The sequence below is a fragment of the Actinomadura sp. NPDC049382 genome (assembly GCF_040677125.1).
GTDB classification, from domain to species: domain Bacteria; phylum Actinomycetota; class Actinomycetes; order Streptosporangiales; family Streptosporangiaceae; genus Spirillospora; species Spirillospora geliboluensis.
This window is the reverse complement of record NZ_JBFARO010000014.1, coordinates 75,213-98,985: the sequence shown is the minus strand read 5'-3', so window position 1 is coordinate 98,985 and position 23,773 is coordinate 75,213. Positions and strand designations below refer to the sequence as shown.

The 23,773-nt window shown below is 73.1% G+C and carries 21 protein-coding genes; 10 read left to right on the top strand and 11 right to left on the bottom strand.

Features of this window, described 5'->3' with window-relative positions; translation table 11 throughout:
* Positions 1-27: 27 nt before the first annotated feature.
* Both AB0K34_RS12345 and msrB read right to left on the bottom strand, forming a co-directional pair.
* A complete protein-coding gene (locus AB0K34_RS12345) occupies positions 28-582 on the bottom strand; it encodes a TIGR04222 domain-containing membrane protein (RefSeq protein ID WP_138635447.1) in 555 nt (184 codons plus the stop codon).
* A 38-nt stretch (positions 583-620) separates the two neighbouring features.
* Positions 621-1,022, bottom strand: coding sequence for a peptide-methionine (R)-S-oxide reductase MsrB (msrB, locus tag AB0K34_RS12340; RefSeq protein WP_138635446.1), 402 nt, complete (start codon positions 1,020-1,022; stop codon positions 621-623).
* Positions 1,023-1,087: 65 nt separating this feature from the next.
* Between msrB and AB0K34_RS12335 the strand changes: the two genes are divergently transcribed.
* Together AB0K34_RS12335 and AB0K34_RS12330 are read left to right on the top strand one after the other, a co-directional pair.
* Positions 1,088-2,173, top strand: coding sequence for a DNA polymerase domain-containing protein (locus AB0K34_RS12335; RefSeq protein WP_138635445.1), 1,086 nt, complete (start codon positions 1,088-1,090; stop codon positions 2,171-2,173).
* Between the two features lie 71 nt (positions 2,174-2,244).
* Complete coding sequence (locus AB0K34_RS12330; RefSeq protein WP_138635444.1) at positions 2,245-3,015, top strand: MBL fold metallo-hydrolase; 771 nt, start codon at positions 2,245-2,247, stop codon at positions 3,013-3,015.
* Between the two features lie 79 nt (positions 3,016-3,094).
* On the opposite strand, the gene AB0K34_RS12325 is transcribed toward AB0K34_RS12330, so the two are convergent.
* Positions 3,095-5,035, bottom strand: a complete 1,941-nt coding sequence (locus tag AB0K34_RS12325; protein ID WP_364547821.1) for a Xaa-Pro dipeptidyl-peptidase — start codon at positions 5,033-5,035, stop codon at positions 3,095-3,097.
* Between the two features lie 213 nt (positions 5,036-5,248).
* On the opposite strand from AB0K34_RS12325, the gene AB0K34_RS12320 reads away from it, so the two are divergent.
* Positions 5,249-5,476: a DUF4236 domain-containing protein gene (locus tag AB0K34_RS12320; RefSeq protein WP_338072537.1), complete on the top strand. Its 228-nt coding sequence runs from the start codon at positions 5,249-5,251 to the stop codon at positions 5,474-5,476.
* Here AB0K34_RS12320 and leuA read toward each other — a convergent pair.
* Positions 5,473-7,221 (bottom strand): 2-isopropylmalate synthase, encoded by a 1,749-nt coding sequence (gene leuA / locus AB0K34_RS12315; protein WP_138635441.1) that lies wholly within the window; start codon positions 7,219-7,221, stop codon positions 5,473-5,475. The two genes, AB0K34_RS12320 and leuA, sit on opposite strands and share 4 nt — an antisense overlap.
* 196 nt (positions 7,222-7,417) lie before the next feature.
* On the opposite strand from leuA, the gene AB0K34_RS12310 reads away from it, so the two are divergent.
* The gene (locus AB0K34_RS12310) at positions 7,418-8,113 is read left to right on the top strand and encodes a FadR/GntR family transcriptional regulator (protein WP_138635440.1); all 696 of its coding nucleotides are present in this window, start codon (positions 7,418-7,420) and stop codon (positions 8,111-8,113) included.
* Here AB0K34_RS12310 and AB0K34_RS12305 read toward each other — a convergent pair.
* On the bottom strand, positions 8,096-10,489 hold the full coding sequence (locus AB0K34_RS12305; RefSeq protein WP_138635439.1) for an ATP-binding domain-containing protein: 2,394 nt from the start codon (positions 10,487-10,489) through the stop codon (positions 8,096-8,098). The genes AB0K34_RS12310 and AB0K34_RS12305 overlap by 18 nt on opposite strands.
* Before the next feature lie 218 nt (positions 10,490-10,707).
* On the opposite strand from AB0K34_RS12305, the gene AB0K34_RS12300 reads away from it, so the two are divergent.
* The gene (locus AB0K34_RS12300; RefSeq protein ID WP_364547815.1) at positions 10,708-12,393 is read left to right on the top strand and encodes an alkaline phosphatase D family protein; all 1,686 of its coding nucleotides are present in this window, start codon (positions 10,708-10,710) and stop codon (positions 12,391-12,393) included.
* Between the two features lie 54 nt (positions 12,394-12,447).
* Here AB0K34_RS12300 and AB0K34_RS12295 read toward each other — a convergent pair whose 3' ends face one another.
* The gene (locus AB0K34_RS12295) at positions 12,448-13,539 is read right to left on the bottom strand and encodes an ATP-dependent DNA ligase (protein ID WP_138635437.1); all 1,092 of its coding nucleotides are present in this window, start codon (positions 13,537-13,539) and stop codon (positions 12,448-12,450) included.
* 65 nt (positions 13,540-13,604) lie between these two features.
* On the opposite strand from AB0K34_RS12295, the gene AB0K34_RS12290 reads away from it, so the two are divergent.
* A complete protein-coding gene (locus AB0K34_RS12290; RefSeq protein ID WP_138635436.1) occupies positions 13,605-14,303 on the top strand; it encodes a dihydrofolate reductase family protein in 699 nt (232 codons plus the stop codon).
* Here AB0K34_RS12290 and AB0K34_RS12285 read toward each other — a convergent pair.
* Positions 14,285-15,004: a pyrimidine reductase family protein gene (locus AB0K34_RS12285; RefSeq protein ID WP_138635435.1), complete on the bottom strand. Its 720-nt coding sequence runs from the start codon at positions 15,002-15,004 to the stop codon at positions 14,285-14,287. The two genes, AB0K34_RS12290 and AB0K34_RS12285, sit on opposite strands and share 19 nt — an antisense overlap.
* Before the next feature lie 148 nt (positions 15,005-15,152).
* Between AB0K34_RS12285 and AB0K34_RS12280 the strand changes: the two genes are divergently transcribed.
* The gene (locus AB0K34_RS12280) at positions 15,153-15,554 is read left to right on the top strand and encodes a hypothetical protein (RefSeq protein ID WP_138635434.1); all 402 of its coding nucleotides are present in this window, start codon (positions 15,153-15,155) and stop codon (positions 15,552-15,554) included.
* 20 nt (positions 15,555-15,574) lie between these two features.
* Here AB0K34_RS12280 and glgX read toward each other — a convergent pair whose 3' ends face one another.
* The 3 genes from glgX to AB0K34_RS12265 all read right to left on the bottom strand — a co-directional run bounded on the left by glgX (position 15,575) and on the right by AB0K34_RS12265 (position 18,910).
* Positions 15,575-17,668, bottom strand: coding sequence for a glycogen debranching protein GlgX (gene glgX, locus AB0K34_RS12275; protein WP_138635433.1), 2,094 nt, complete (start codon positions 17,666-17,668; stop codon positions 15,575-15,577).
* An 81-nt stretch (positions 17,669-17,749) separates the two neighbouring features.
* On the bottom strand, positions 17,750-18,322 hold the full coding sequence (locus AB0K34_RS12270; protein ID WP_138635432.1) for a GNAT family N-acetyltransferase: 573 nt from the start codon (positions 18,320-18,322) through the stop codon (positions 17,750-17,752).
* 39 nt (positions 18,323-18,361) lie between these two features.
* A complete protein-coding gene (locus tag AB0K34_RS12265) occupies positions 18,362-18,910 on the bottom strand; it encodes a DUF4262 domain-containing protein (RefSeq protein WP_138635431.1) in 549 nt (182 codons plus the stop codon).
* Between the two features lie 162 nt (positions 18,911-19,072).
* On the opposite strand from AB0K34_RS12265, the gene AB0K34_RS12260 reads away from it, so the two are divergent.
* A complete protein-coding gene (locus tag AB0K34_RS12260) occupies positions 19,073-19,861 on the top strand; it encodes an SAM-dependent methyltransferase (RefSeq protein ID WP_138635430.1) in 789 nt (262 codons plus the stop codon).
* A 36-nt stretch (positions 19,862-19,897) separates the two neighbouring features.
* On the opposite strand, the gene AB0K34_RS12255 is transcribed toward AB0K34_RS12260, so the two are convergent.
* On the bottom strand, positions 19,898-21,220 hold the full coding sequence (locus tag AB0K34_RS12255; RefSeq protein ID WP_138635429.1) for a DUF2776 family protein: 1,323 nt from the start codon (positions 21,218-21,220) through the stop codon (positions 19,898-19,900).
* Positions 21,221-21,486: 266 nt separating this feature from the next.
* On the opposite strand from AB0K34_RS12255, the gene AB0K34_RS12250 reads away from it, so the two are divergent.
* Both AB0K34_RS12250 and AB0K34_RS12245 read left to right on the top strand, forming a co-directional pair.
* Positions 21,487-22,173 (top strand): YoaK family protein, encoded by a 687-nt coding sequence (locus AB0K34_RS12250; protein ID WP_138635428.1) that lies wholly within the window; start codon positions 21,487-21,489, stop codon positions 22,171-22,173.
* Between the two features lie 77 nt (positions 22,174-22,250).
* Positions 22,251-23,771, top strand: a complete 1,521-nt coding sequence (locus AB0K34_RS12245; RefSeq protein WP_138635427.1) for a HEAT repeat domain-containing protein — start codon at positions 22,251-22,253, stop codon at positions 23,769-23,771.
* Positions 23,772-23,773: the final 2 nt, after the last annotated feature.

The following is a 23,773-nucleotide window of genomic DNA, read 5'->3' as shown; positions in this document are numbered from 1 at the left end:
CCGTGAGGGCCCGCCGACCGGAGGCCGCTAGAAGTCCGAGCCGCCGCCGAGCCCGCCGTCGTACTGCCGGTCGGACAGGCCGCTGGCCTCGAGGTCGCGGTGGCCGCGCCACCGGCGGCGGCCGAACGCGACCGGCTCCGGGTCGGCGGACTCCAGCACCTCCCGCATCCAGGCGTCCTCGAGACCGGCGGGGCCGTGCAGGGCGAGCAGCTCCGGCGGGGTCTCGACGGGCTCCTCGGCGAGCTGCAGGCGCAGCGCCCGGCCCTGCCGGGTCGGGCGGCGCCGCCGCCGGCCGCGCATCAGCCCCGTCTCGCGCATGGCCTCGCCGATGGCGTCCACCTCCGGCGACGCGGCGACCGCCGCGATCACCTGCCCGAGCGGGCGCCCGGCGCCGGGGATCTCGTCGAGCACCGCCGCCTGGACCGGGTCGGCGTCGCCGTCGCGCCGCAGCACCTCCACCCGGTGCGTCCCGCGGAAGATCCGGATGCGGTGCCGGTCCCGCAGCAGGAGCACGGCGACCTGGGCGACCCGGGTCGGCCCTCCGCAGAGGATGGCTGTCGTGTAGTGGTCGAACTCGTCCATGCGACGTCCCAGTGCGGGGGAGGGGGGTGAGCGGCCCGCTACTCGGCGGGTTCGAGGGTCAGCGAGACCGAGTTGATGCAGTAGCGGTCGTCGGTGGGGGTGTCGTAGCCCTCACCGTGGAAGACGTGCCCGAGGTGGGAGTCGCACACCGCGCAGCGCACCTCGGTGCGGACCATGCCGAGCGAGCGGTCCTCGATCAGGGTGACCTTGTCGGACTCGGCCGGCTCGTAGAACGACGGCCAGCCGCAGTGGCTCTCGAACTTGGTCTCCGACCGGAACAGCTCCGTCCCGCAGGCGCGGCACCGGTACACGCCGACCGTCTTGGTGTCGGTGTACTCGCCGGTGAAGGGCTTCTCCGTGCCGGCCTCCCGCAGCACGCGGTACTCCTCGGGGCTGAGCTGCGCCCGCCACTCGTCCTCGCTCTTGCGGATCTTCTCCATGCCATCGACGGTACCCGGCGGGGACGTTCCGGAGGACTGTCGTACACGTGGGTTAACGTGCAGTCATGGCCTCGCCCTTCATCGAGATCCCGGTCGGGGATCGGCTCGTCAAGGTGACCAATCCCGACAAGGTGTACTTCCCGGAGCACGGCTACACCAAGCGGCAGCTGGTGGAGTACTACCTGGCCGTCGGCGACGGCATCCTGCGCGCGACCCGCGACCGCCCGACGACCCTGGAGCGGTGGCCGGCGGGGGTCTTCGAGGGCGCCAAGATGGCCACCCGCGAGGACTACGCGCGCGGCCAGGCCGGCATGGGCGCGGGCAAGTCCGACGCGTTCTACCAGAAGCGCATCCCCAAGGGCGCGCCCGACTGGGTGCGGACGGCGCGCATCGCCTTCCCCAGCGGGCGCTCCGCCGACGAGGTGTGCCCGACCGAGCCCGCCGTGATCGCCTGGGCGGCCAACCTCGGCACGCTGACGTTCCACCCGTGGCCCGTCCGCAAGGGCGACGTCGACCACCCCGACGAGCTGCGCATCGACCTCGACCCGCAGCCCGGCACCGACTTCTCCGACGCCGTCCGGGTGGCGCTCGGCCCGGCCCGCGAGCTGCTGGACGAGCTGGGCTACACCGGTTATGTCAAGACGTCCGGCAAGGCGGGCGTGCACATCTACGTCCGGATCGAGCCCCGCTGGACGTTCACCGAGGTCCGCCGCGCCGCGCTCGCCTTCGCCCGCGAGGTCGAGCGCCGCAGCCCTTCCGAGGTCACCACAAAATGGTGGAAAGAGGAAAGGGGCGAACAAATTTTCATCGATTTCAACCAGAATGCGCGTGACCGGACGATCGCCTCCGCCTACAGCGTCCGCCCGGCCCCGCACGCCCCGGTCTCGGCGCCGCTGACCTGGGACGAGCTGGCCGACGCCGACCCCCGCGACTTCACCATCGCGACGATGCCGGCCCGGTTCGCCGAGCTGGGCGACCTGCACGCCTCCATCGACGACGCGGCCTTCTCCCTCGACGGCCTCCTCGACCTCGCCGACCGCGACGAGAAGGACCACGGCCTCGGCGACATGCCGTATCCACCGAACTATCCCAAGATGCCCGGCGAGCCGAAGCGCGTGCAGCCCAGCAAGGACACCGATAATCGCGCGTGACCGGCGGGAATGCGCGGGGCCGCGCGATGATGGGAGCGGAGCATCCGGCTGATCGATCCGAAGGCGGCACCATGTCCTCGTTGAACGTCCGGTACCTCGGCGGCCCGACCGCGATCCTGGAGATCGGAGGTGTGCGGCTGCTGACGGACCCGACGTTCGACCCGCCCGGCGACCACCCCGTCGGCGACCGGGCGCTGACGAAGACCATCGGCGCCGTCGTCGGCCAGGACGAGGTGGGGCCGGTCGACGCGGTGCTGCTCTCCCACGACCAGCACCCCGACAACCTCGACGCCGGCGGCCGCGCCTACCTGGGCGGCGTCCCGCTGACCCTGACGACCGAGGCCGCCGCCGAGCGCCTCGGCGGCACCGCCCGCGCCCTGCCGAACTGGGCGCACACCGACCTGCCCCGCCCCGGCGGCGGGACCCTCCGCGTCACCGGCGTCCCCGCGCAGCACGGCCCGGACGGCACCGAGCACCTCACCGGCCCGGTCACCGGGTTCGTCCTGTCCGGGGAGGGGCTGCCGACCGTGTACGTCAGCGGCGACAACGCCTCCCTCGACGTCGTCCGCGCGATCGCCGACCGGTTCGCGCCGGTCGACGTCGCAGTGATCTTCGCGGGGGCGGTGCGGACGCCGCCGCTCGGCGACGCCTACCTGACGCTGACCAGCGACGGCGCCGCCGAGGCCGCCGCCATCCTCGGCGCCGCGAAGATCGTCCCACTGCACTTCGAGGGCTGGGCGCACTTCACCCAGGGCCGCGACACCCTCGCACCCGCGTTCGCCGGCGCCGGACTCGGCGACCGCCTCCACCTGCTCGACCAGGGCGGCGCCGTCGCGCTGTGACGGCCGTGTCCGTGACGGTGGTGTGCTGTGACGGCGGTGCGGCCCGCCGCCCGGCTCCCCGGGCGGCGGGCCGGGCCCGTCAGTAGAGCTCGCGCTCCTGGACGGGCAGGGTGACCTCCGCCGGTCCGCGCCAGGTCGCCGGCGGCTGCGGCGGGGCGACGAGGGCGGCCGGGTCGTCCTCGGCGGCGACCACGGGGATGCTGATCGAGCTGCCGCGCAGATCCACCGTGACCTGCGCTCCCGTGGGGGTCTCGGTGTTGTAGTCGGCGTCCGTCCCGGCGAGGACGAGCGCCAGGCGGTGGCCCTTCTTCAGCAGGTACTCCTGACTGAGCGTCTCCCAGCGGACGGTGTGGTACCTACCCGGCTCCAGCGGCTTCGGGCGGCTCAGCGAGTGGGCGTTCTGCGCGTCGAGCCAGCCGCGGGCGACCACGTTCACCGGGGACGTGACCGTCGTGACCTCGGTCTGCCTGTAGCAGGCGTCGTCGGCGGGCGTGCTCTCGCCGTGGCAGTCCTCGGTGCCGAGGGTCCGGATGCCGGAGCCCGCGCCGAGGTAGTTCACCCGGGTGTCCTCGCCGTAGTCGACGAGCAGCGCCGTGAGGTTGGCGGTGGGCTTGTCCAGCTTGATCCGGAGCCGGGCCTCGGGGGTGCCGGACAGGCGCCCGGTCCGCGGCAGGGGAGCGGACACGAACGCGGCCCGGTACGGCTGCGCGGCCGTCGGGTCGGCGACCATCGCGCTCTCGGAGAGGCCGTCGCCGCGCGGGCCGGGCGCGTCGGTGAACGCGGCGGTCGCGCCCTTGGCGGCCCGCTCCAGGCCGAGGACGCCGTTCGCGCCGGGCCGCAGCACGATGTCGCGGGCGTCGCGGGACGGCCAGTCCCGCTGGGTGATCCACTGGTCCGGGCCGATCTCGATGTCGGCGCGCGGCTCCCGCATGATCCCGTTGGGGATCTTCTGCAGCTCGTGGTCGAACCAGCGGTGCAGGGTCGTCACCCAGGCGTCGCGGCGGGTGTCGAACGGGTCGACGTGGCCGCGCTGCGAAAGCCACACCTTGCGCTGCACGCCGCGCCGCGCGAGGGCGTTCCACCACTCGGCGAACTGGTCGTCCTTGACGTTCAGGTCGTTGACGCCGTGGGCGGCGAAGATGCTCGCCCGGACGCGGGACGCGCGGGCGATCGTGCCGTCCCGGTAGTCGGCGGTCTTCCAGTAGGCGTTGTAGTTCCCGGTCGCGTCGTCCTCGCCCTCGTCGAGGCCGGCGTTGACCTCGGCGCACTTGGCGGGCGGGTCGGTGTCGACGTAGCTCGCGAGCCAGGGCTGCTCGTCCGTCCAGTACTTCACGCCGTTCATCCGGCTGTAGCCGTACCAGCTGCTGATCGCCGAGATCGGGACGATCGTCTCCAGCCCCTCGACGCCGGTCGCGGCGACGCCGTTGGCGAGCGTCCCGTCGTAGGACTTGCCGATCATGCCGGTGCGGCCGGTGGTCCAGGTGGCCTTGGCCGGGGTGCCATCCGCCTTGAACGCCTTGGCGCGGCCGTTGAGCCAGTCGACCACGGCCTTGCCGCCGAGGACGTCGGTGGGCCCGCCGCTGACCGGGCAGCCGTCGGAGCGGGTCGTCCCGACCATGTCCACGGCGAGGAACGCGTACCCGCGGGGGACGAAGTAGTTGTCGTAGTAGAGCGGGAACTTCACGGGGTTCCCGTCGGCGTCGTAGGTCTTCAGCTCGCTCTCGTTGCCGCGGCCCGCGTTGTCGTAGTACGGGCTCTCGTCCATGATCACCGGGACCTTGAGGCCGTGCTCGGTCTCCTTCGGCCGGATGATGTCGACGTTGACGCGGTCCTTCTTGCCGTCGCCGTCGCTGTCCACACTGGACTCGACGTACACGTGCTCGCGGATCGCGTCCTTGTAGGAGAAGACCGGCTGGGTCACGCCGTCCTTCACCACGATCTTGGGGGACGGCTGGGCCAGCGCCGCCGCGCCGCCGCCCGCGCCCGCGAGCGCCGCACTGGTCAGTACGGCCAGCGTCATCGTCCGCCGGGTCCGTCTCAGGGGTCGCCTGGCCAACCCGCACCTCCGGGAGCTGAGAAAACGATCTCTACGCAGCCACACGCTCCTCGCCGGGCGCGGCCGGGTAAAGGGCGCTGCGCGACGAACTCGGCCCGGATTTGGTCACCTCCTGCCCTTGCGTCCCCCGGGCTGGCCGAAACCGGGGTCTCGGTCCGTCCGAGACGGGGGAGGAGGATGCTCGGCGGTCCTCCGGGCATCCCCCTCCGCATGGGTTGGAGCTATCGGAAAGCAATACGGATGGGACCGTTCCGCATCAACCTGTCCAAGAAGGGCGTCGGGCACAGCGTCGGCGCGCGCGGCGCCCGCTACACGCGGTCGGCGGACGGGCGCCGCCAGGTGACGTTCCGGATCCCCGGGACGGGCCTGTCCTGGCGGCGCTCGCTCGGCCGCCGCCGCGACTAGCGCCCGGCGCGGTTCACCGCCGACAGGACGGCCTCCACCGACGCGGCCAGCACGGACGTGTCGCGCCCCGCGCCCCACACGACCGCGCCGCCGACCCGGCACTCGGCGTAGGCGACGGCCATGGCGTCGCTGCCCGCACCGGTGGACTGCTCGGTCAGGTGCAGGACGTCCACCTTGATCCCGGCGCCCGCCAGGGCGTCGGTGAGCGCGTCGATCGGCCCGTTGCCGGAGCCGGTGCGCTCGCGCTCGTCGCCGTCCACGCGGACGACGCCGGTGAAGTCGTGCCGCGCCGGGCCGGTGCCGGAGGTGCGCCAGCCGGCCACCGACACCGGGCCGTCCGGTTCGAGGTACTCGGCGCGGAACAGCTCCCACAGCTCGGCCGCCGTGACCTCCGCGCCGCTGCCGTCGGTCTCCCGCTGCACGACCCGGGAGAACTCGATCTGCAGGCGGCGCGGCAGGTCGAGCCCGTACCCGGTCCGCAGCAGGTAGGAGATGCCGCCCTTCCCGGACTGGCTGTTGACCCGGATGACCGCCTCGTACCCGCGGCCCACGTCGGCCGGGTCGATCGGCAGGTACGGGACGTCCCACGGCAGCCGCCCCGGCGGCACGCCCGCCTCCTCCGCGAGCCGGGCGTGCCGGGCCATGCCCTTGCCGATCGCGTCCTGGTGCGTCCCGGAGAACGCCGTGTAGACCAGGTCGCCCGCGTACGGGTGCCGCTCGTGGACGGGCAGCCGGTTGCAGAACTCGACCGTCCGGCGGATCTCGTCGATGTCGGAGAGGTCGATCCGCGGGTCGACGCCCTGCGCGTGCAGGTTCAGCGCGAGCGTGACCAGGTCGACGTTGCCCGTCCGCTCGCCGTTGCCGAACAGGCAGCCCTCGACCCGCTGCGCGCCCGCCAGCACCGCCAGCTCGGCGCAGGCGACGCCCGTCCCGCGGTCGTTGTGCGGATGGACCGACAGGATCACCGCGTCCCTGCGCGCCAGGTGCCGGTGCATGTACTCGATCTGGTCGGCGTACACGTTCGGGGTGGCGATCTCGACCGTGGCCGGCAGGTTCAGGACCACCGGCCGGTCGGGGGAGGCGTCCCACAGCGCGGTGACCGCGTCGCACACCTCCAGCGCGTAGTCCGGCTCGGTGAAGTTGAACGTCTCGGGGGAGAACTCGAACCGCACCCCCGGCCGGGCGAGCCGCGCCACGTCGGCGGCACCGTCCAGGATCAGCTGCTTCACCCCGTCCCGTCCGGTACCGAGCACGACGTCCCGCCATACCGGGCCCGTCGCCGTGTACAGATGGACGACCGCCCGGGGCAGCCCCTCGATGGACGCGAACGTCCGCTCGATCAGCTCCCTGCGGGCCGGCGTGAAGACCACGGGCGTCACATCGTCCGGGATGCCCGCCTCGGCCAGGTGCCGGACGAAGTCGAAGTCGGTCTGGCTGGCCGACGGGTAGCCGACCTCGATCTCCTTGAAGCCCATCGCCACGAACAGGTCGAACATCCGGCGCTTGCGCGCGGTGTCCATGGGTTCGGCCAGGGCCTGGTTGCCGTCCCGCAGGTCGACGGGCACCCACAGCGGCGCCTCCGCGACGCGCGCCGACGGCCAGGCGCGCTCGACCTCGGGCACGGGCGACGGCACCCGCTCGTGGACGGACCGGTAGCGGTGGAACGGCATGGAGCTGCCGCGCTGCGGATTCCAGAAGGGCCCGGCCACCGGGCCGGACGGGGTGCGCAGAGTCGGGAAGGTCATGGGGCGTTGTCCTCACGATCGCCGGGACGACCGGCAGCACCGGACCCCGCGGCGGGGTGCCGGTCGGATCAGGCCCCGCCGCGGCGACCGAGGAGAAGCACCCGCCACGACATGACCGCCACCCAACCACACCTCAGCTCCTCAGACAAGCTGAGCGGACGGTATCCTGACCGCCCGCCCACCCGAAGGAACCCGCATGCCACTCGCCCGGCTCCGGCCCAGCCCGCTCGTCGAGCAGGCCGCCCAGCGCCTCCGCGACCAGATCGCGGACGGCTCCTGGCCGGTCGGGACGAAGCTGCCCGGCGAGACGACGCTCGCGAAGGAGCTCGGCGTCGGCCGCTCCACCGTCCGCGAGGCCCTGCGCGCCCTCGCCGGCGCCGGCCTCGTCCAGGCCCGCCAGGGTGCCGGCGTATTCGTCATCGCGGCCGAGCCGGACGAGGACTGGCCCGCCCGGCTGCGCCGCGCCTCCGTCGCCGACGTCTACGAGATCCGCATGATGCTGGAGGTCCGCGCCGCCGAACTGGCCGCCGAGCGCCGCACCGGCGCCGACCTCACCGCCCTCGACACGGCCCTCGCCGCCCGCGACGCGGCCTTCGCCGGCCCCTCCACCGAGGCGTTCATCGACGCCGACATCGCCCTGCACACCGCCGTCGTGGGCGCCGCGCACAACCCGGTCCTCGCCGACCTGTTCGCCGAGTTCGTCCCCGTCCTGCGCGACGGCCTCCTCGACCTGGCGGCCCTGGTCGACGTCCGCGCCTCCGACACCGCCCACGGCCGCGCCGCCCACGCCGCCCTGGTCGACGCCGTCCGCGCCGGCGACCCCGCGGCCGCCGGCGAGATCATCAAGACCGAGCTCGCCCAGACCCTCCGGGCCCTACTCCAGAGCGGCTAGGAGGGGCGGGAGGTCGTTGTCGTGGACGATCGTCAGGCGGCGGGTGGCCCTGGTCAGGGCGACGTAGAGGTCCTGGCCGCCCTTCGGTGACTCGGTGACGATGCCGGCCGGGTCGACGACGACGACGGAGTCGAACTCCAGGCCCTTGGCCTCCTCGGCGGTGAGGACGACGACCGGGGAGTCGAGGGCCTCGGGGGTGGCGCCGACGGCGGCGTCCGGGAGGGCCTCCAGGACTTCGGCGTGGCGGGCGCCGGAGGCGATGACGGCGAGGCGGCCCTCGGCGGACGCGTCGTCGGTGACCAGGGACAGCTCCGCGGCGACGAGGGACGGCAGCTCCGCGACCGGGAGCGCGAGCGCGGCGGGCGGCGGGCCGTCGTCGCGGACGGGCTCGGGCGGCGTCTGGCCCGGATCGACGGCGGCGAGGACGCCGGCCGCCACCCGCATGATCGCGGCCGGGGTCCGGTAGTTGACGAGGAGGCGCTGCTCCCGCCAGCGGCCCGGCACGTAGCGGTCGAGCATCTGGCCCCAGGTGGTGGCGCCGGCGGCGCTGCCGGTCTGGGCGATGTCGCCGACGACGGTGAGGGAGCGGGTCGGGACGCGGCGCATCACGGTGCGCCAGGCCATCTCGGAGAGCTCCTGCGCCTCGTCGACGATCACGTGGCCGTAGGCCCACTGGCGGTCGGCGAGGGCGCGCTGCGCGGTGGTGAGGGGCGGGCCGCCGTCGTGGTGGCGGTCGGCCAGCTCGCTCGCGGAGATCACGTCGCGGGCCGAGAGCAGGTCCGTGGTGCCGGCGGACTCGATGACCTCGCGCGCGTAGCGCTCCTCCTCGGCCCGCGCGGCGGCCGCCGCGCGCTCCCGGGCCCGGTCGGCGGAGTCGTCCTTGCCCAGGTACTCGGCGGCCTCGTCGAGGAGGGGGACGTCGGAGACGGTCCAGGGCGAGCCGGCCGGACGGTGCAGAGCCGCGCAGTCCATGCCGACCTGGGCGCCGACGCGGGCGAGGGCGCCGGGGTCGGCGTAGAGGTCGGTCAGGAGACGCTGCGGGGTCAGCTCGGGCCAGAGCTCGTGGAGGGCCCTCTTGACGGCCGGGTTCTGCCAGAGCTCCTCCTTGGCGAGGCGGAGGTCCGTCTCGTCCAGGAGGGGTTCGTCTTCGGCCTCGTCGATGAGTTCCTGGAGCCAGCCGGGCATGCCGCCGGCCTTCGCCATCTCCTCCAGGGGCTCGTCCATGAGGCGGTCGTACTGCTCGGCCCGGTTGACGGCGAGCGCCTCCAGCATGTCGTGGACGAAGCGCCGCCGCTGGATGTTGTGCGGGTGGCGCAGCGCGCGGGCCCGGTCGCGGATCTGCTCGCACTTCTCGGCGTCCACGACGACGGTGAAGTCGTCGATGTCGAGGCGGAGGCCGCCGGCGGGCACGCGCTGCCGGTCGTGGACGGCGGCCCGGACGAAGTCGGCCATGCGGTGGTCGCCCTTGATGACGGCGACTTCGGGGGTGTCCCTGGCCGTCGCCTTGACGCCGGGGTAGAGCTCGCCGACCGTGGCCAGGGCGACGTCGGTCTCGCCCAGGCCGGGCAGCACCTGCTCGATGTAGCGGAGGAACGTGGCGTTCGGGCCGACGACGAGCACTCCCCGCCGTTCGAGGACGTCCCGGTGCGTGTAGAGCAGGTACGCGGCGCGGTGCAGGGCGGCGACCGTCTTGCCGGTGCCGGGGCCGCCCTGGACGACGAGCACGCCGTGCAGGCCCGAGCGGATGACCTGGTCCTGCTCCTCCTGGATGGTCGCGACCACGTCGCTCATCCGGCCCGTCCGGCCGCGGCGCAGGGTGGCCAGCAGCGCGGCCTCGCCGACGACGGCGCGCCGCTCCGGCTCGGCCAGCCCCTCCAGGTCGAAGACCTCGTCGTCCAGCCGGACGACCTCACGCCGCCGCAGGTGCAGGTGGCGGCGGCGCGCGAGGGTGCCGGGGGCGCCCGGCGTGGCGGTGTAGAACGGCCGCGCCGCGGGGGCGCGCCAGTCGATCAGGAGGGGCTCGTGGTCGGCGTCGCGGAGCCCGATCCGGCCGATGTAGAACGTGTCGCCGGGGCCGTCGGCGCCGCCCCGGTGGTCGATCCGGCCGAAGCACAGGGCGTTCTCGACCGCGTTCAGCCGTGCGAGGCGGCGGGCCGCCTCGTCGGTCGCGACGGCGCTCTCCACCCGCGCCTGGAACGCGGCGCCGCCGCCCGCCCCCGGCCCGTCGCGCAGCGCGGCCTCGGCCTTCGCCCGCTCGGCGTCGAGCCGCGCGTAGATCCGGGACACCCGCGCCTGCTCCGCGCGCAGCGGCGCGGCGGTCTCGCGTTCGGCATTCTCGCGGTCGGGGTTGACAGCGTCCGCTTGACGGAGTCCCATGCTTCGACTACACTCCTATACATAGGGTGAGGTTTGTTGTGCGCAATTCGTAAGTCGCCAGCCTAGCATCCTTTCCTGCCCGCCGGATGATCTTCTGGCCCCGGTCAAAAGATCGTCTTTGTTGGGACGGGCGTCATCCGCACGGTGCCCCGCGGTCACCGATCTTCGTGAGGCTGTCCGGCGATCACTGCCGGACCCCTCCGAAAGGTCGCTCCTCCATGGCCGACTCCGCGCACCCGCTGAACCGGAGAACCTTCCTGGTCGCCGGTGGTCTCGCCACCGCCACCGCCGCCGCCGGCCCGCTCGTCCCGGGCACCGCGCACGCCGCCGCCCCGCGCCCGCGCACCCTGCCCGGCGACCCGTTCACCCTCGGCGTCGCGTCCGGCGACCCCGACGCCGACGGGTTCGTCCTGTGGACCCGGCTCGCCCTGAACCCCCTCGCCGAGGACGGCCTCGGCGGCATGCCCTCGCGCACCGTCCCCGTCCGCTGGGAGGTCGCGACCGACGAGCGCTTCCGCCGCGTCGTGCGGCGCGGCACCGCCGCCGCCCGGCCCGAGGCCGCGCACTCCGTGCACGTCGAGCTGAACGGCCTGCGCCCCGGCCGCGACTACTGGTACCGGTTCCGCACCGGCGCGCACGTCTCCCCGGCCGGCCGGACCCGCACCGCCCCGCACCCCGCGACCTACGGGCCCGCGCTCGCGATGGCGTTCGTCTCCTGCAGCCAGTTCGAGCACGGCTACTTCACCGCCTACCGGCGGCTCGCCGAGGAGCACCCCGACATCGTCCTCCACCTGGGCGACTACCAGTACGAGTACAAGAAGGGCGTCTACAACATCCCTGGCGGCAACGTCCGCGACCACGAGGGCCCCGAGACGGTCACCCTCGCGGACTACCGGCTGCGGCACGCCCAGTACAAGTCCGACCGCGACCTCCAGGCCGCGCACGAGGCCGCGCCGTGGCTGGTCGTGTTCGACGACCACGAGGTCGAGAACAACTGGGCCGACGACATCCCCGAGGCGAACTCCGACACCCCGTCCTACGAGGCCTTCCGCGCCCGCCGCGCCGCCGCTTTCAAGGCGTACTACGAGAACATGCCGCTGCGCCGCACGTCCGTCCCGAAGGGGCCGGACATCCAGATCTACCGGCGCGTCCAGTGGGGCCGGCTCGCCACGTTCCACATGCTCGACACCCGCCAGTTCCGCGACGACCAGGGCTGCGGCGACGGCTACAAGGACTGCCCCGAGGCCACCGACCCGAAGCGCTCCATCACGGGGGACCGGCAGGAGGCGTGGCTGCTGGACGGCTTCCGCCGCTCCCGCGCGCGCTGGGACGTCCTGGGGCAGCAGGTGTTCTTCGCGCAGCGCGACAACACCGAAGGGCCCGTCAAGAAGACCTCGATGGACTCCTGGGACGGCTACGTCGCCTCCCGCGACCGCATCACCAGGGGATGGCTGGACGCGAAGGTGCGCAACCCCGTCGTGCTCACCGGCGACGTCCACGCGCACTGGGCCGGCGACCTGAAGGCCGACTACGACGACCCCGGCTCGAAGACCGTGGGCTCGGAGCTGGTGTGCACGTCCATCACCAGCACCGGCGACGGCAAGGACTCCGACCCCGCCGACCACCCTTTCCTCAAGATCAACCCGCATCTGCGCTTCTACAACAACCAGCGCGGCTACGTGATGACGACGATCGGCAAGGAGGAGATGAAGGCCGACTTCAAGACGCTGCCGACCGTCCGCACGCCGGGCGCCGGGATCTCCACCAAGGCGACGTTCGTCATCGAGGACCGCGTCCCCGGCGTCAATCAGACCTACCTGCGGCCCTTCGCGTCGCCGAAGGCCGCGGCGCAGCCCGACGGCGAGCTGATCGAGCAGACCGTCGCCAACGAGACCCAGCCCTGACCTCCGCCGCCGCCCCGGGACGCGCCCGCCGGCGCGTCCCGGGGCGGCGCGCGCTCAGCGGTCGACGCGCGGGCTCGTCGCCGGGCCGGAGAGGATGTCGGCCAGGTCGTAGGCGACCGGTACCTCGAGCTGCTCGTACGTGCACGACTCGGGCGTGCGGTCGGGGCGCCAGTTGCGGAACCGGGCGGTGTGCCGGAACCGGTCGCCCTCCATCGCCTCGTACGCGACCTCCACCACCAGCTCGGGACGCAGCGCCACCCAGCTCAGGTCCTTCTTGCCCGTCCAGCGGGAGACGGCGCCGGGCATCCGGTCGGCCGTCGCCTCGCTCTGGCGCGCCCACTCGCCCCACGGGTGGGCGGAGAGGTCCTCCAACCGGTAGGGCTGCAGCTCCTCGACCAGCTCGGCGCGCCGCTTCATCGTGAAGGACGCGGCGACCCCGACGTGCTGGAGCTTGCCCGCGGAGTTGTAGAGCCCGAGCAGCAGCGACCCCACGATCGGCCCCGACTTGTGCCAGCGGAAGCCCGCCACCACGCAGTCGGCGGTCCGCTCGTGCTTGACCTTGAACAGGACGCGCTTGTCGGGCTCGTACACGGTGTCGCGCGGCTTGGCGATGACGCCGTCCAGCCCGGCGCCCTCGAACTCGTCGAACCAGCGCAGCGCCAGCTCGTAGGAGTCGGACGCCGGCGTGACGTGGATCGGCGCCTTCACCCCCGCGAGCGTCTCGGTGAGCCGCCGGCGGCGCTCGCCGAGCGGCACCTCGAGCAGCGACTCGCCGCCGAGCGCCAGCAGGTCGAACGCCACGAACGACGCGGGCGTCTCCTCCGCCAGCAGCGTGATCCGCGACGCGGCCGGGTGGATGCGCTGCTGGAGCGCGTCGAAGTCGAGGCGCGTCCCCCTCGGCAGCACGATCTCGCCGTCCACCACGCACCGTGCGGGCAGTTCGCGCTTCACCGCCTCGACGAGCTCGGGGAAGTAGCGGGTGAGCGGCTTCTCGCCGCGGCTGGACAGCTCCACCTCGTCGCCGTCGCGGAAGACGATGCAGCGGAAGCCATCCCATTTCGGCTCGTACAGCAGGTCGCCCTTGGGCATGGTCTTGACCGCCTTGGCCAGCATCGGCGGCAGCGGCGGGCTGATCGGCAGGTCCATGCCCCCATCCTGCGCCACGGCACCGACAGAACGACAGCCCGGGGGTGTTCGGTAACGTGCAGGTCATGCGCCGTTTGCTGCCGGAGCCCGCCGCCGGCGTCGACCCGTACGAGAGCTACGGCGACCTTCCCGGGCTGCGGCTCGGCATGGTCGTGAGCGTGGACGGGTCCGCCACCGACGCCGAGGGCTGGACGGACGGTCTCGGCGGCGACGCCGACTTCCGCGTCCTCCGGAGCCTGCGGGCGCTGGCCGACGCGATCCTCGTGGGCGCCGGCACCGTCCGGACGGGACGCCTCGGCCCCGCCCGCCTACGCCACGATCTGCGCGCGCGCCGCGGTCGGCCACCCGCGCCCATCGTCGTGGTGAGCCGCTCCGCCGACCTCGATTGGACGCTCCCGCTGTTCACCAAGGCCGAGACACCCACGATCGTGGTGACGTCGCAGAGCGGCCGGAAGAACGTGCCGAGTGGCATCCAGGCGGTCGTGGAGGGGGAGGACAACGTCGATCTGCCCGCCGCCATCAGGACGCTCCGCGAAGACCTCGGTTACGAGCATCTGCTCTGCGAGGGCGGCCCCGCATTGGCGACCGCGCTGATCCGGGCGTCGCTCGTCGACGAGCTATGCCTCAGCATTGCCCCGACCCTGCTTGGAAGCCCTCGCCACACCCGCCTCTTGGACGGCCTGGAGACCGAGGTACCGCTCGACCCCACCGCCCTCTACATCGATGAGGGCGTGCTGTTCGTCCGCTACCGGCTGCGGGTGTAGCGCAGGAACAGGAACTCCTCGTCCTGCAGGGCGTGGGCGAGCTTCAACTCCAGCGGGACGGGCACCGGCGGCGCGTCCAGGATCCGGGTCGGGTTCCCGCCGAGCAGCATCGGGCTCAGGGTGAGGCACAGCTCGTCCAGCAGCCCGGCCGCCACCAGTTGCCCGAGCACCGACGGCCCGCCCTCGCACAGCAGCCGCCGGTGGCCGCGCTTGGCGAGCTCCCGGACGGCGACGGCGAAGTCCAGCGAGTCCTTCCCCGCGATGATGACGTCGGCGTGCTCCCGCGCCGCCGCCAGCCGGGCCGGGTCGGCGGACGCGGTGGCCAGCACCATCGTCGGCACCTCGGCCTCGGTGAAGATGGGGGCCTCGAAGTCCAGGTCGAGGCTGCGGGACACGATCGCGATCGGCGGGACGGGGGTGCGCCCCTCCCGGACGCCGTCCCAGCCCTCGCTGGGCTTGACCGGCCCGTAGCCCTCGGCGCGCACCGTCTGCGCGCCGATGATGACGACGTCGGCGAGGCCGCGCAGCAGCAGGAACAGGTGCCGGTCGGCGGCGTTGCCGAGGCCGCCGCTGCGCCCGTCGCGCTGTGCCGCCCCGTCGAGGCTGGCCACCATGTTGGCCCGCAGCCAGGTGCCGTCGGGCGGGTACGCGTAGCGCTCGGCGAGGTCGGCCTCGCCGGGCTCCGGAGACAAAGGGCGCATAGATCACCCAAGCTACTGCACGCGCCCGTCCGACCGGCCGGATGACCGGTTGTGCATCAATCTGTAGAAATCCGTCATGCCGGGAGCGTCCGGAAGCAACACTTGCCCGCGGGGACGGGGACGGGAATTCCACAGAAGGGAGCGGGGGGTGGAGTACGCGGCGCTGTGCGCGTGGATCCTCGCCGCCGCGGCGGGCGGCTACCTGCTGGTCATCTGGTTTCTGAACGGCGGGCGCTCGACGAAGGTGACGCGGTTCCCGGTCCTGGTCGTGGTGGGGCATCCGCTCGCGGCCGTGGCGGGCCTCGCCCTGTGGCTCGCCCACCTGGCCACCGGGGGCGCCGGCTACGCGTGGGCCGCGTTCGCGGTGCTGCTGGTCGTCGTCCTGCAGGGCTTCGCGCTGTTCACCCGCTGGCTCGTCGGGCGGGGCGGACGGCACGCGCGCGGCGCGGAGCAGGCGTTCCCGGCCGCCGCGGTCGCCGTCCACGGCGCGGTGGCGGTCACCACGGTCGTGCTGGTCTTCCTGGCCGCGCTCCAGGCCGCCGGCGCCTAGGGCCGCCTGGGGGCCGCCGCCTAGGGGAGCCGCCGCAGGACGAGGAGGGCGCGGTCGGTGACGCGCACGACGTCGCGGGCCTTGACCCGGGGGCGCTCGCCCACGGTGCCGGGCTCGGCGGTGTCGAGGGCGAACTCCCAGCGCTCGCCGTACTCGGCGCCGGGCAGGGTGAACTCGACCGGCTCCGACCCGGCGTTGACCAGCAGCAGGAACGAGTCGTCGCGGACGCGGCGGCCGCGCGGGTCGGGCTCGGTGATGGCGTCGCCGTTGAGGAACACCCCGAGCGACTTCGCGAAGCCGACGTTCCAGTCCTGGTCGGTCATGCTGTCGCCGGCCGGGGTGAGCCAGGCGATGTCGGCGGCGGCGCCGCTGCCCCGCCCGGTGAAGAACCGGCGGCGCCGGAACACCGGGTGGTCGTGCCGCAGCCGCGACAGGATCCGGACGAACTCCATGTCGTCGGAGTCCTCCCAGTGCACCCACGCGGTCTCGTTGTCCTGGCAGTAGGCGTTGTTGTTGCCCTTCTGCGTGCGGCCCAGCTCGTCGCCGTGGGAGAGCATCGGCACGCCCTGCGACAGGAACAGCGTCGCCAGGAAGTTGCGGCGCTGGCGCGCGCGCAGTTCCAGGACGGCGGGGTCGCGGGTCGGGCCCTCGGCGCCGCAGTTCCAGGAGCGGTTGTCGTCCGTCCCGTCCCGGTTGCCCTCGCCGTTGGCCTCGTTGTGCTTGTGGTCGTAGGAGACCAGGTCGGTGAGCGTGAACCCGTCGTGGCACGTCACGAAGTTGATGGACGCGAACGGCCGCCGCGCGCTGTGCTCGTACAGGTCCGACGACCCGGTGAGGCGGGACGCGAACTCCGGCATGGTCGCGTACGACCCACGCCAGAAGTCGCGGACGGTGTCGCGGTACTTGCCGTTCCACTCCGTCCACAGCGGCGGGAAGTTGCCCACCTGGTAGCCGCCCTCGCCGACGTCCCACGGCTCGGCGATCAGCTTCACCTGCGACACGACCGGGTCCTGCTGGACGAGGTCGAAGAACGCGGCCAGCCGGTCGACGTCGTGCAGCTCGCGGGCCAGCGCGGAGGCCAGGTCGAACCGGAACCCGTCGACGTGCATCTCCAGGATCCAGTAGCGCAGCGAGTCCATGATGAGCTGCAGCGCGTGCGGGTTGCGGACGTTCAGCGAGTTGCCGCAGCCGGTGTAGTCGAGGTGGTAGCGCTTGTCGTCGTCGCGCAGCCGGTAGTAGGACGCGTTGTCGATTCCCCGGAACGACAGCGTCGGGCCCAGGTGGTCGCCCTCGGCGGTGTGGTTGTAGACGACGTCAAGGATGACCTCGATCCCAGCCTCGTGCAGGGCACGGACCATCGCCTTGAACTCCAGCACCTGCTCCCCGGACTGCCCGGACGAGCTGTAGGCGTTGTGCGGCGCGAAGAACCCGATCGTGTTGTAGCCCCAGTAGTTGTCGAGGCCCCGCGCCACCAGCGCGTGCTCGGGCACCGACTGGTGCACCGGCATCAGCTCCACGGCCGTCACGCCGAGGTCGAGCAGATGGTCGATCATCACCGGGTGCGCGAGGCCCGCGTACGTGCCGCGCTGCTCCTCCGGGATGCCCGGATGCAGCCGGGTCAGGCCCTTCACGTGCGCCTCGTAGATGACGCTCTCGTGGTAGGGGACCCGCGGCGGCCGGTCGTCCGCCCAGTCGAAGAACGGGTTGATGACGACGTTCTTCGGCATGTAGGGGGCGCTGTCGTCCTCGTTCAGCGCGTCGGGGTCGGCGAACCGGTAGGAGAACAGCGACTCGTGCCAGCGGACGCCGCCCTCCACGGCCTTGCCGTACGGGTCGAGCAGCAGCTTGGACGGGTTGCAGCGGTGCCCGTCCCGCGGGCTGAACGGGCCGTGCACCCGGTACCCGTACCGCTGCCCGGGCCCGACCCCCGGCAGGTAGCCGTGCCACACGAACCCGTCGACCTCCGGCAGCTCCCGCCGGGTCTCGGTGCCGTCGGCGTCGAACAGGCACAGCTCGACGCGCCGCGCCACCTCGGAGAACAGGGCGAAGTTGGTGCCCGTCCCGTCCCAGGTGGCGCCGAGCGGATAGGGGTCCCCGGGCCAGACCTCCCGCATGCTGTCCCCTTCCGGCCGGTGAATCCTGGTCCCGTCGATTGTCGCCTACCCCGCGCCGATCACTGTGTCACCCGGAGAGTGTCACCCGGGCGGCAGGCGCCAGACGAGTTCGTCGTCGCGGGTCTCGCCGGTCGCGACCATGCCGATCTTGGACGCGACGGCGGCGGAGGCGCGGTTGTCCGGGTGGACGGTCGCCACGATCTCGCCGACGCCGTGGGCGCGGAGCCAGTCCAGCACGGCGCGGGCGGCCTCGGTCGCGAAGCCGAAGCCTTGGTAGGGCATGCCGATGACCCAGGCGACGGACGCCAGGTGCCGGGGCGGGCCCGGCGTGACCGTCGACCCGGCGGAGGCGGGCCCCACGGTGAACCCCGGCGCGGCCGGCTGGACCGTCGCCTGGACGTAGCCGACGGCCTGCCCGTCCCGGACACGCCGGACGATCCAGTTCAGCCACCACTCCTGGTGGAACGGCGCCGGGCCGGCGACCAGGTGCGCGTAGCGGGCGCGCAGCTCGTCCCGGGTGAGGGGCTCGCCGCCGATGTGGCGGTGCAGGCGCGGATCGTCCAGGACGGGCGCCATCTCGTCCGCGTGGTGGACCGCCAGCGGCTCCAGCAGGAGGCGCGGGGTCCGGATGGCGTCGGCGATCGGCCCGTACACCCGCCGATCGTATGCCGCCGGGCCGCCGCCGGCCCGGTTTCAGAGCCGCCGTGTCCAGACGCCGGCCGGGTGCTGCTTCGGGTCGAGCCACAGCCAGGGCTGGGCGTGCCGGAACGGCAGGTCGGTGCCGGGCTGCCAGGGGAACAGCCCGTCCCGGTTGGGCCAGACGACCTGCAGGATCGGCAGCGGCGGGCGCCGGTAGAACGCCACCGCCCCGCGGAACAGGCCGTCGTACCAGCGCGGGTCGACGTCCCGGAACGCGGCCTGCTGCCCCCGGACGACGCCGTCGCGGCGCTCGCCGTCCACCGGGACGCCGCCCCCGGCGGTCTGCCGGCCGAGCGCGTTGAGGACCTCCTCGGTCTCGTACACGTCGCCGCCGAACATCGCCAGCTCGGGCGCGCCGTGGCTGTGCCACAGGCCGATCGTGTACGCCCAGCCGGGCCCGTCGGCGTCGGGCTGCACGAGCACGACGCTCCACCCGTACTGGGTGATGTGGACGATGGTGCGCAGCTGGAAGTTGTCCAGGCGGTCGCGGTCGCCGTAGTCACGGCAGATCACGCAGGTGCACGAGGGGCGGTCGCCGGACATGACCCTCAGTTTACGATCAATCGACCCAGGGTCGGCGCCCGTCGTCCCCCTTTGCCGGTCATCACCGGAACGGCATGTGAGCGGCGCCTTTTCTACGACAGAATGCTCACCACGCGCGCATCGCGCGGGAAGGTCCGCCGCCGCGACCGAAGGGGAGCCCCCATGACCGAATCCATCGACCCGGCCGCGCTCGACTCGGGGATCCCGCACGCGGCGCGCATCTGGAACTACTGGATGGGCGGCAAGGACAACTACGCCGCCGACCGCGCCGCCGGCGACGCCGTGGCCGAGGTGTACCCGCAGATCGTGACGATGGCGCGGCTGTCGCGGCGGTTCCTCATCCGCGCGGTCGGCCATCTCGCCGCCGAGTGCGGCGTCCGGCAGTTCATCGACATCGGCACCGGCCTCCCCACCATGCAGAACACGCACGAGGTCGCGCAGGGCATCGCGCCGGAGTCGCGCATCGTCTACGTCGACAACGACCCCCTGGTGCTCGTGCACGCCCGCGCGCTGCTGGGCAGCACCACGGGGGAGGGCTCCACGACCTACGTCCACGCCGACTACCACGAGCCCGACCGGATCCTCGACGGCGCCCGCGAGACGCTCGACTTCGACCAGCCCATCGCCGTCATGTTCATGGGCGTGCTCGGCTACGAGCCCGACCTCGCGGTGGTCCGAGCCATCGTCGGCCGGGTGATGGACGCGGTTCCGTCCGGCAGCCACCTGGTGCTATGGGACGGCACCGACACGGGCGCGGAGGTCGTCGACGGGGCCGAGAAGCTGGTGGAGAGCGGCGGCGTCCCGTACGTCCTGCGCAGCCCCGAGCAGCTCGCGCGGTGCTTCGAGGGCCTGGAGATGGCCGAGCCGGGGCTCGTCCCGATCAGCGAATGGCGCCCGGACGTCACGCCCGCCCCCATCGACGCCTACGGCGCCGTGGCCCGCAAGCCCTGACGCCACCCTGAGGGTGGGCGGCGGCGGTGGCAGGGGTCAGTCGGCCGGCAGCCGGCCCAGGGCCGCGTAGAGGGAGTCGGTCTGCGGGCCCGACGGGCCATACTCCGGCCGCCACTTCCACGGCCGGGTCAGCCCGGCTCGACCAGCTCGGAGCCCGCGAAGAACGACGCGATCCGCTCCGGGGGCCAGCCGCTCCCGGAAGGCCGCCATGATGCCGGCCGGGTCGTCGTCGTCCGGGAACGCCCGCCCGCCGGCGGCGCCGGCCGGTGAGGCGCTCCCGCCGTTCCCGTCCCCGTCCCCTCCCGCGCCGCTGGTTCCGCTCTCCAGGATGGAGACGATGGAGAACAGCGAGAAGCAGATGCAGCCGAGGCCCACCAGGACGCGGGCCGCGACGAGCACCGCGGGATCGGCCGACTCGAAGAGGAACGCCGAGAGGAAGAGGCAGAGCAGGGCCGTGCCGACCGGGATCAGCGGGACCCGGTTCGCCAGGGGGGCGTCGCGCCGCCAGACGAGCGCGAGCAGCAGCACCTTGCTGAGGATGCTCCAGCAGATGAGGCCCAGCCCGACCAGCACGTAGGCGGCGGCCAGTTGGGTGGACCGGGTGTGCACGGCGATGACGATCAGCGCCCACACGATGCCGATGGCGCCGAGGGCGGCGGCCGTTCCCGGCCAGAGCGTGCGCTCTCGCGGGGTGTAGGTGTTCTGGATCTGCCGCAGGATGCTGGCCACCAGACCGATGAGGCAGGTGCAGACGAGCGCCAGGCCGCTCATCACGTGCCCGGAGGTGAACCGCCCCGCCGCGGCTCCGCCGCCCCCGCCCGCCAGCAGGAGGAGGGCCCACGTCCAGGTGGCGAGGGCCGCGAGCACCGGCAGCGTCGTCAGGATCCGCGCGGTGAGCGGGCTGAACGGCGCCGGCGCGCGCGGCGGCGATCCCTCGGGCAGTGCCGAGTTCTCGCTGATCAGGAGGAACCGGGTGGAGACCGTGGCCACGCAGGAGACGCACGCGCAGACCATGCCGACGCCGAAGACCACATGCCCGGCGACGAAATCGGGCGGCGGCGTCCGGGGGCCGCTGAGCAGGTAGAGCCCGTACCCCGTGGGGACGCAGCTGACCGCGAACCCGAACGCCGGGTAGAGCAGCCGGTCCAGCTCGGTGTAGCGGCCGATGAGCTGCCTGATGATCGTGGCCGCGGTGGCGAACAGGCAGAGGCAGATGGCCGCCAGGAAGATGAGCACCAGACCCGCGACGCGCGCGCTCGGACCGGATGCGTGCCCGAGCACGTAGCCGCCCAATCCCGCCGACACGGCACCCATGAGCACGGGTATGGCTCGGAACAGGACGCTGATTTCGTAGTTCATCAAGCCCCTGAGGAATGGTGGCGTGTCCCGGCCGGATACCCGTGATTTCGGCGCTGGTTTCGTGGTCCGGCGGCGAGCCGGCACCGACACGATTCCCTGGGGCCGACCCGGCAAAGGAGCGTCCCGTCAAGGATCGATCAAGTTAGTGCCGGCTTCCATTTGCCGGGAATCGGCCGCCTGTCCTGGCCTGCGGCGTGCCTTGTCCGTTCGCGACATGCCAAGGTCGTGCTCTCCGGATCTCCTTCGCCGCCTGGAACAATTCACGGGTGCCCGAAGCCCGTGACCACGGACCGCTGCCTCCGTTGCTCGTCCTGCTCACGATCATGGCCGGGCTGGTCGATTCCGTCAGTTATCTGGTACTCGGCACTGTCTTCGTGGCGAATATGACCGGGAACATCATTTTTCTCGGTTTGGGGCTCGGCGGCGGCCCGGGCGTGGTGGGGAAGATCCTTTCGATCGCCCTGTCGGTCACGTGCTTCTGTGCCGGGGCCGCCACCGGTGGGCACGCGGCCTTCAACGGGATCACGCACCGCGGCCGCCTGCTCGGCGCGGCCACCGCCACGCAGGCGTGCGCCCTCGCCGTCACCGCGCTCATCGTCACCGGTCTCGACCATGTCGGCGATCCCCGCCGCCAGGTGGCCATCGGCGTCCTGGCGGTCTCGATGGGCTGGCAGTACGCGATCGTCCGGCGGCTCGAAGTGCCCGACTTCCGGACGGTCGTCGTCACCACGACGCTCACCTCGCTGGTCGCCGACAAGGCCGAGGTCAAGGAGCGGGTCGTGCGCCGGGGCCTGTCGGTCGCGGCCCTGCTCCTCGGCGCGGCCGTCGGCGCCGTGCTCGTCCAGAACGTCTCGATCGCGGCCCCGCTCTGGTGCGCGACCGGGGTGCTGGTCGTGGTCGCGTCGGCCGCCTTCATCACCGCGCGTCGGCCGAACGCCGACACGTGGCGGTGAAGGGCGTCGTAGCGGACGCGGGTCAACCGGCGATTCGTCCGGAACGTCTCCCTTATGGAGCCGTCGCGGGGGAGGCCATGGTCGCCGAACATCAGGTCGCGTTCTTCCTGCGGGAGCTGGATTCGCCCGATCCCGCGCGCCGCGCCGCCGCGGCGAAGGGGCTGAGCCGTGCCCCCGGGCATGCCGGGGAACTGCTCGCCCTCGTCACGGACCCCGCTCCTGAGGTCCGGGCGGCGGCGGCCCTGGGACTCGGCCGGCAGCGGGCGGCGGTGCCGGCCGAGCCGCTGGTGGCGCTGTGCTCGGACCCCGACGCCGAGGTCCGGCGGCGCGCGGTCAACACGCTCGTCCAGCTCGGCGCGTCCGGGCCCGAGGTGACCGCGGCGTTCGCCGGGCTGGTCGAGGACGCCGGACTGCGCAACCGGACGGTCGTCCTCGAATGGCTGCTGCAGGCCGAGGTGCCCGTGCCCGCCGCGTCGCTGGTACCGCTGCTCGCCCACCGCGACGACCTCATCTGGGCGCGCGCCCGGTTCCTGCTGCGGCTGCTCCCCGAAGCCGACGCCGTCTTCGCCGACCTGGCGCGGACCGCCTCGGGCAGGGTGCGCCACATCGCGCTGGACATGCTGGACACCCCGAAGGCAGGTGTTCCCGGCCTGGGCTACGGCGCCCCGGAAGAGGTGCACGTGGCGGCCTGGAAGCGGTTCTGGGAGCCCGAGCCGCGGGTCGTCCGGGCGCTGCTGGCCGCCCTCGTGGAGGAGACCGAGCCGAGAGCGCGGCACAACCTCTTCCGCGCGCTGGCCGGACACCGTGTACCGGACGCCGTCGGGCCGGCGGCGGCCTGGCTGGACGATCCCGCGTGCGGTCCCGCCGCGGCTTCCGCGCTGGGCGCCGCCGGCACCACCGAGGCCATCGACGTGCTGCGGCGCTTCGCGGCGGGACGGCACGACGCCGCACTGCGCCGCGAGGCGTTGCGGGCGCTGGGCGCGGCGGGCGGCATCGCGGAGGCCGAGTGGCTGTACGGGCTGCTCGGCGCACGGTCGGAACCGGTGCGCCTGGGCGCGGCCGCCGGGCTGGCCGCCTTCTTCGAGCGGGCCGGCGACTCCCTGCTCGGCCGGTTGGAGCGGTGGCGCGCGGGCCGCGTCCCCGGGGTGCCGGCCCCGCCCGCCGAGGACGCGGTCCGGGAGCTCGCGCGCCGGTCGGCCGTCCGGCTGGTGCGCGAGCTCATCGCCGACGTGGAGAACGCCGACGCCTACCACAGCGCACTGTGGTCGATCCCGGAGGTGCGCCCGATGCTGCCGCAGCTCCTCGAACACCGCGTCGGGCGTGTGCGTGCCACCGCGCTGTACCTCGCCCGTAAGTTCGGCGGCATCGACCTCGCGACCAAGCTGCGGTTCTTGGACGATCCCCATCTGCCTGTGCGCTCGGAAGTGGTGTCCGACCTCCGGTCGCTGGCGGGGAGCGCGGACCTCTCGCCCGCCGATCGGCGGGCGGTGCGTGCCGGACTCGAACGTGCGCGGGACGACGAGGATTCCTTCGTCCGCGATTGGGCGGCCGACGCCCTGGCGCGCCTCGACCGGTCCGCCGCCGGCCGGACGGCGTGACC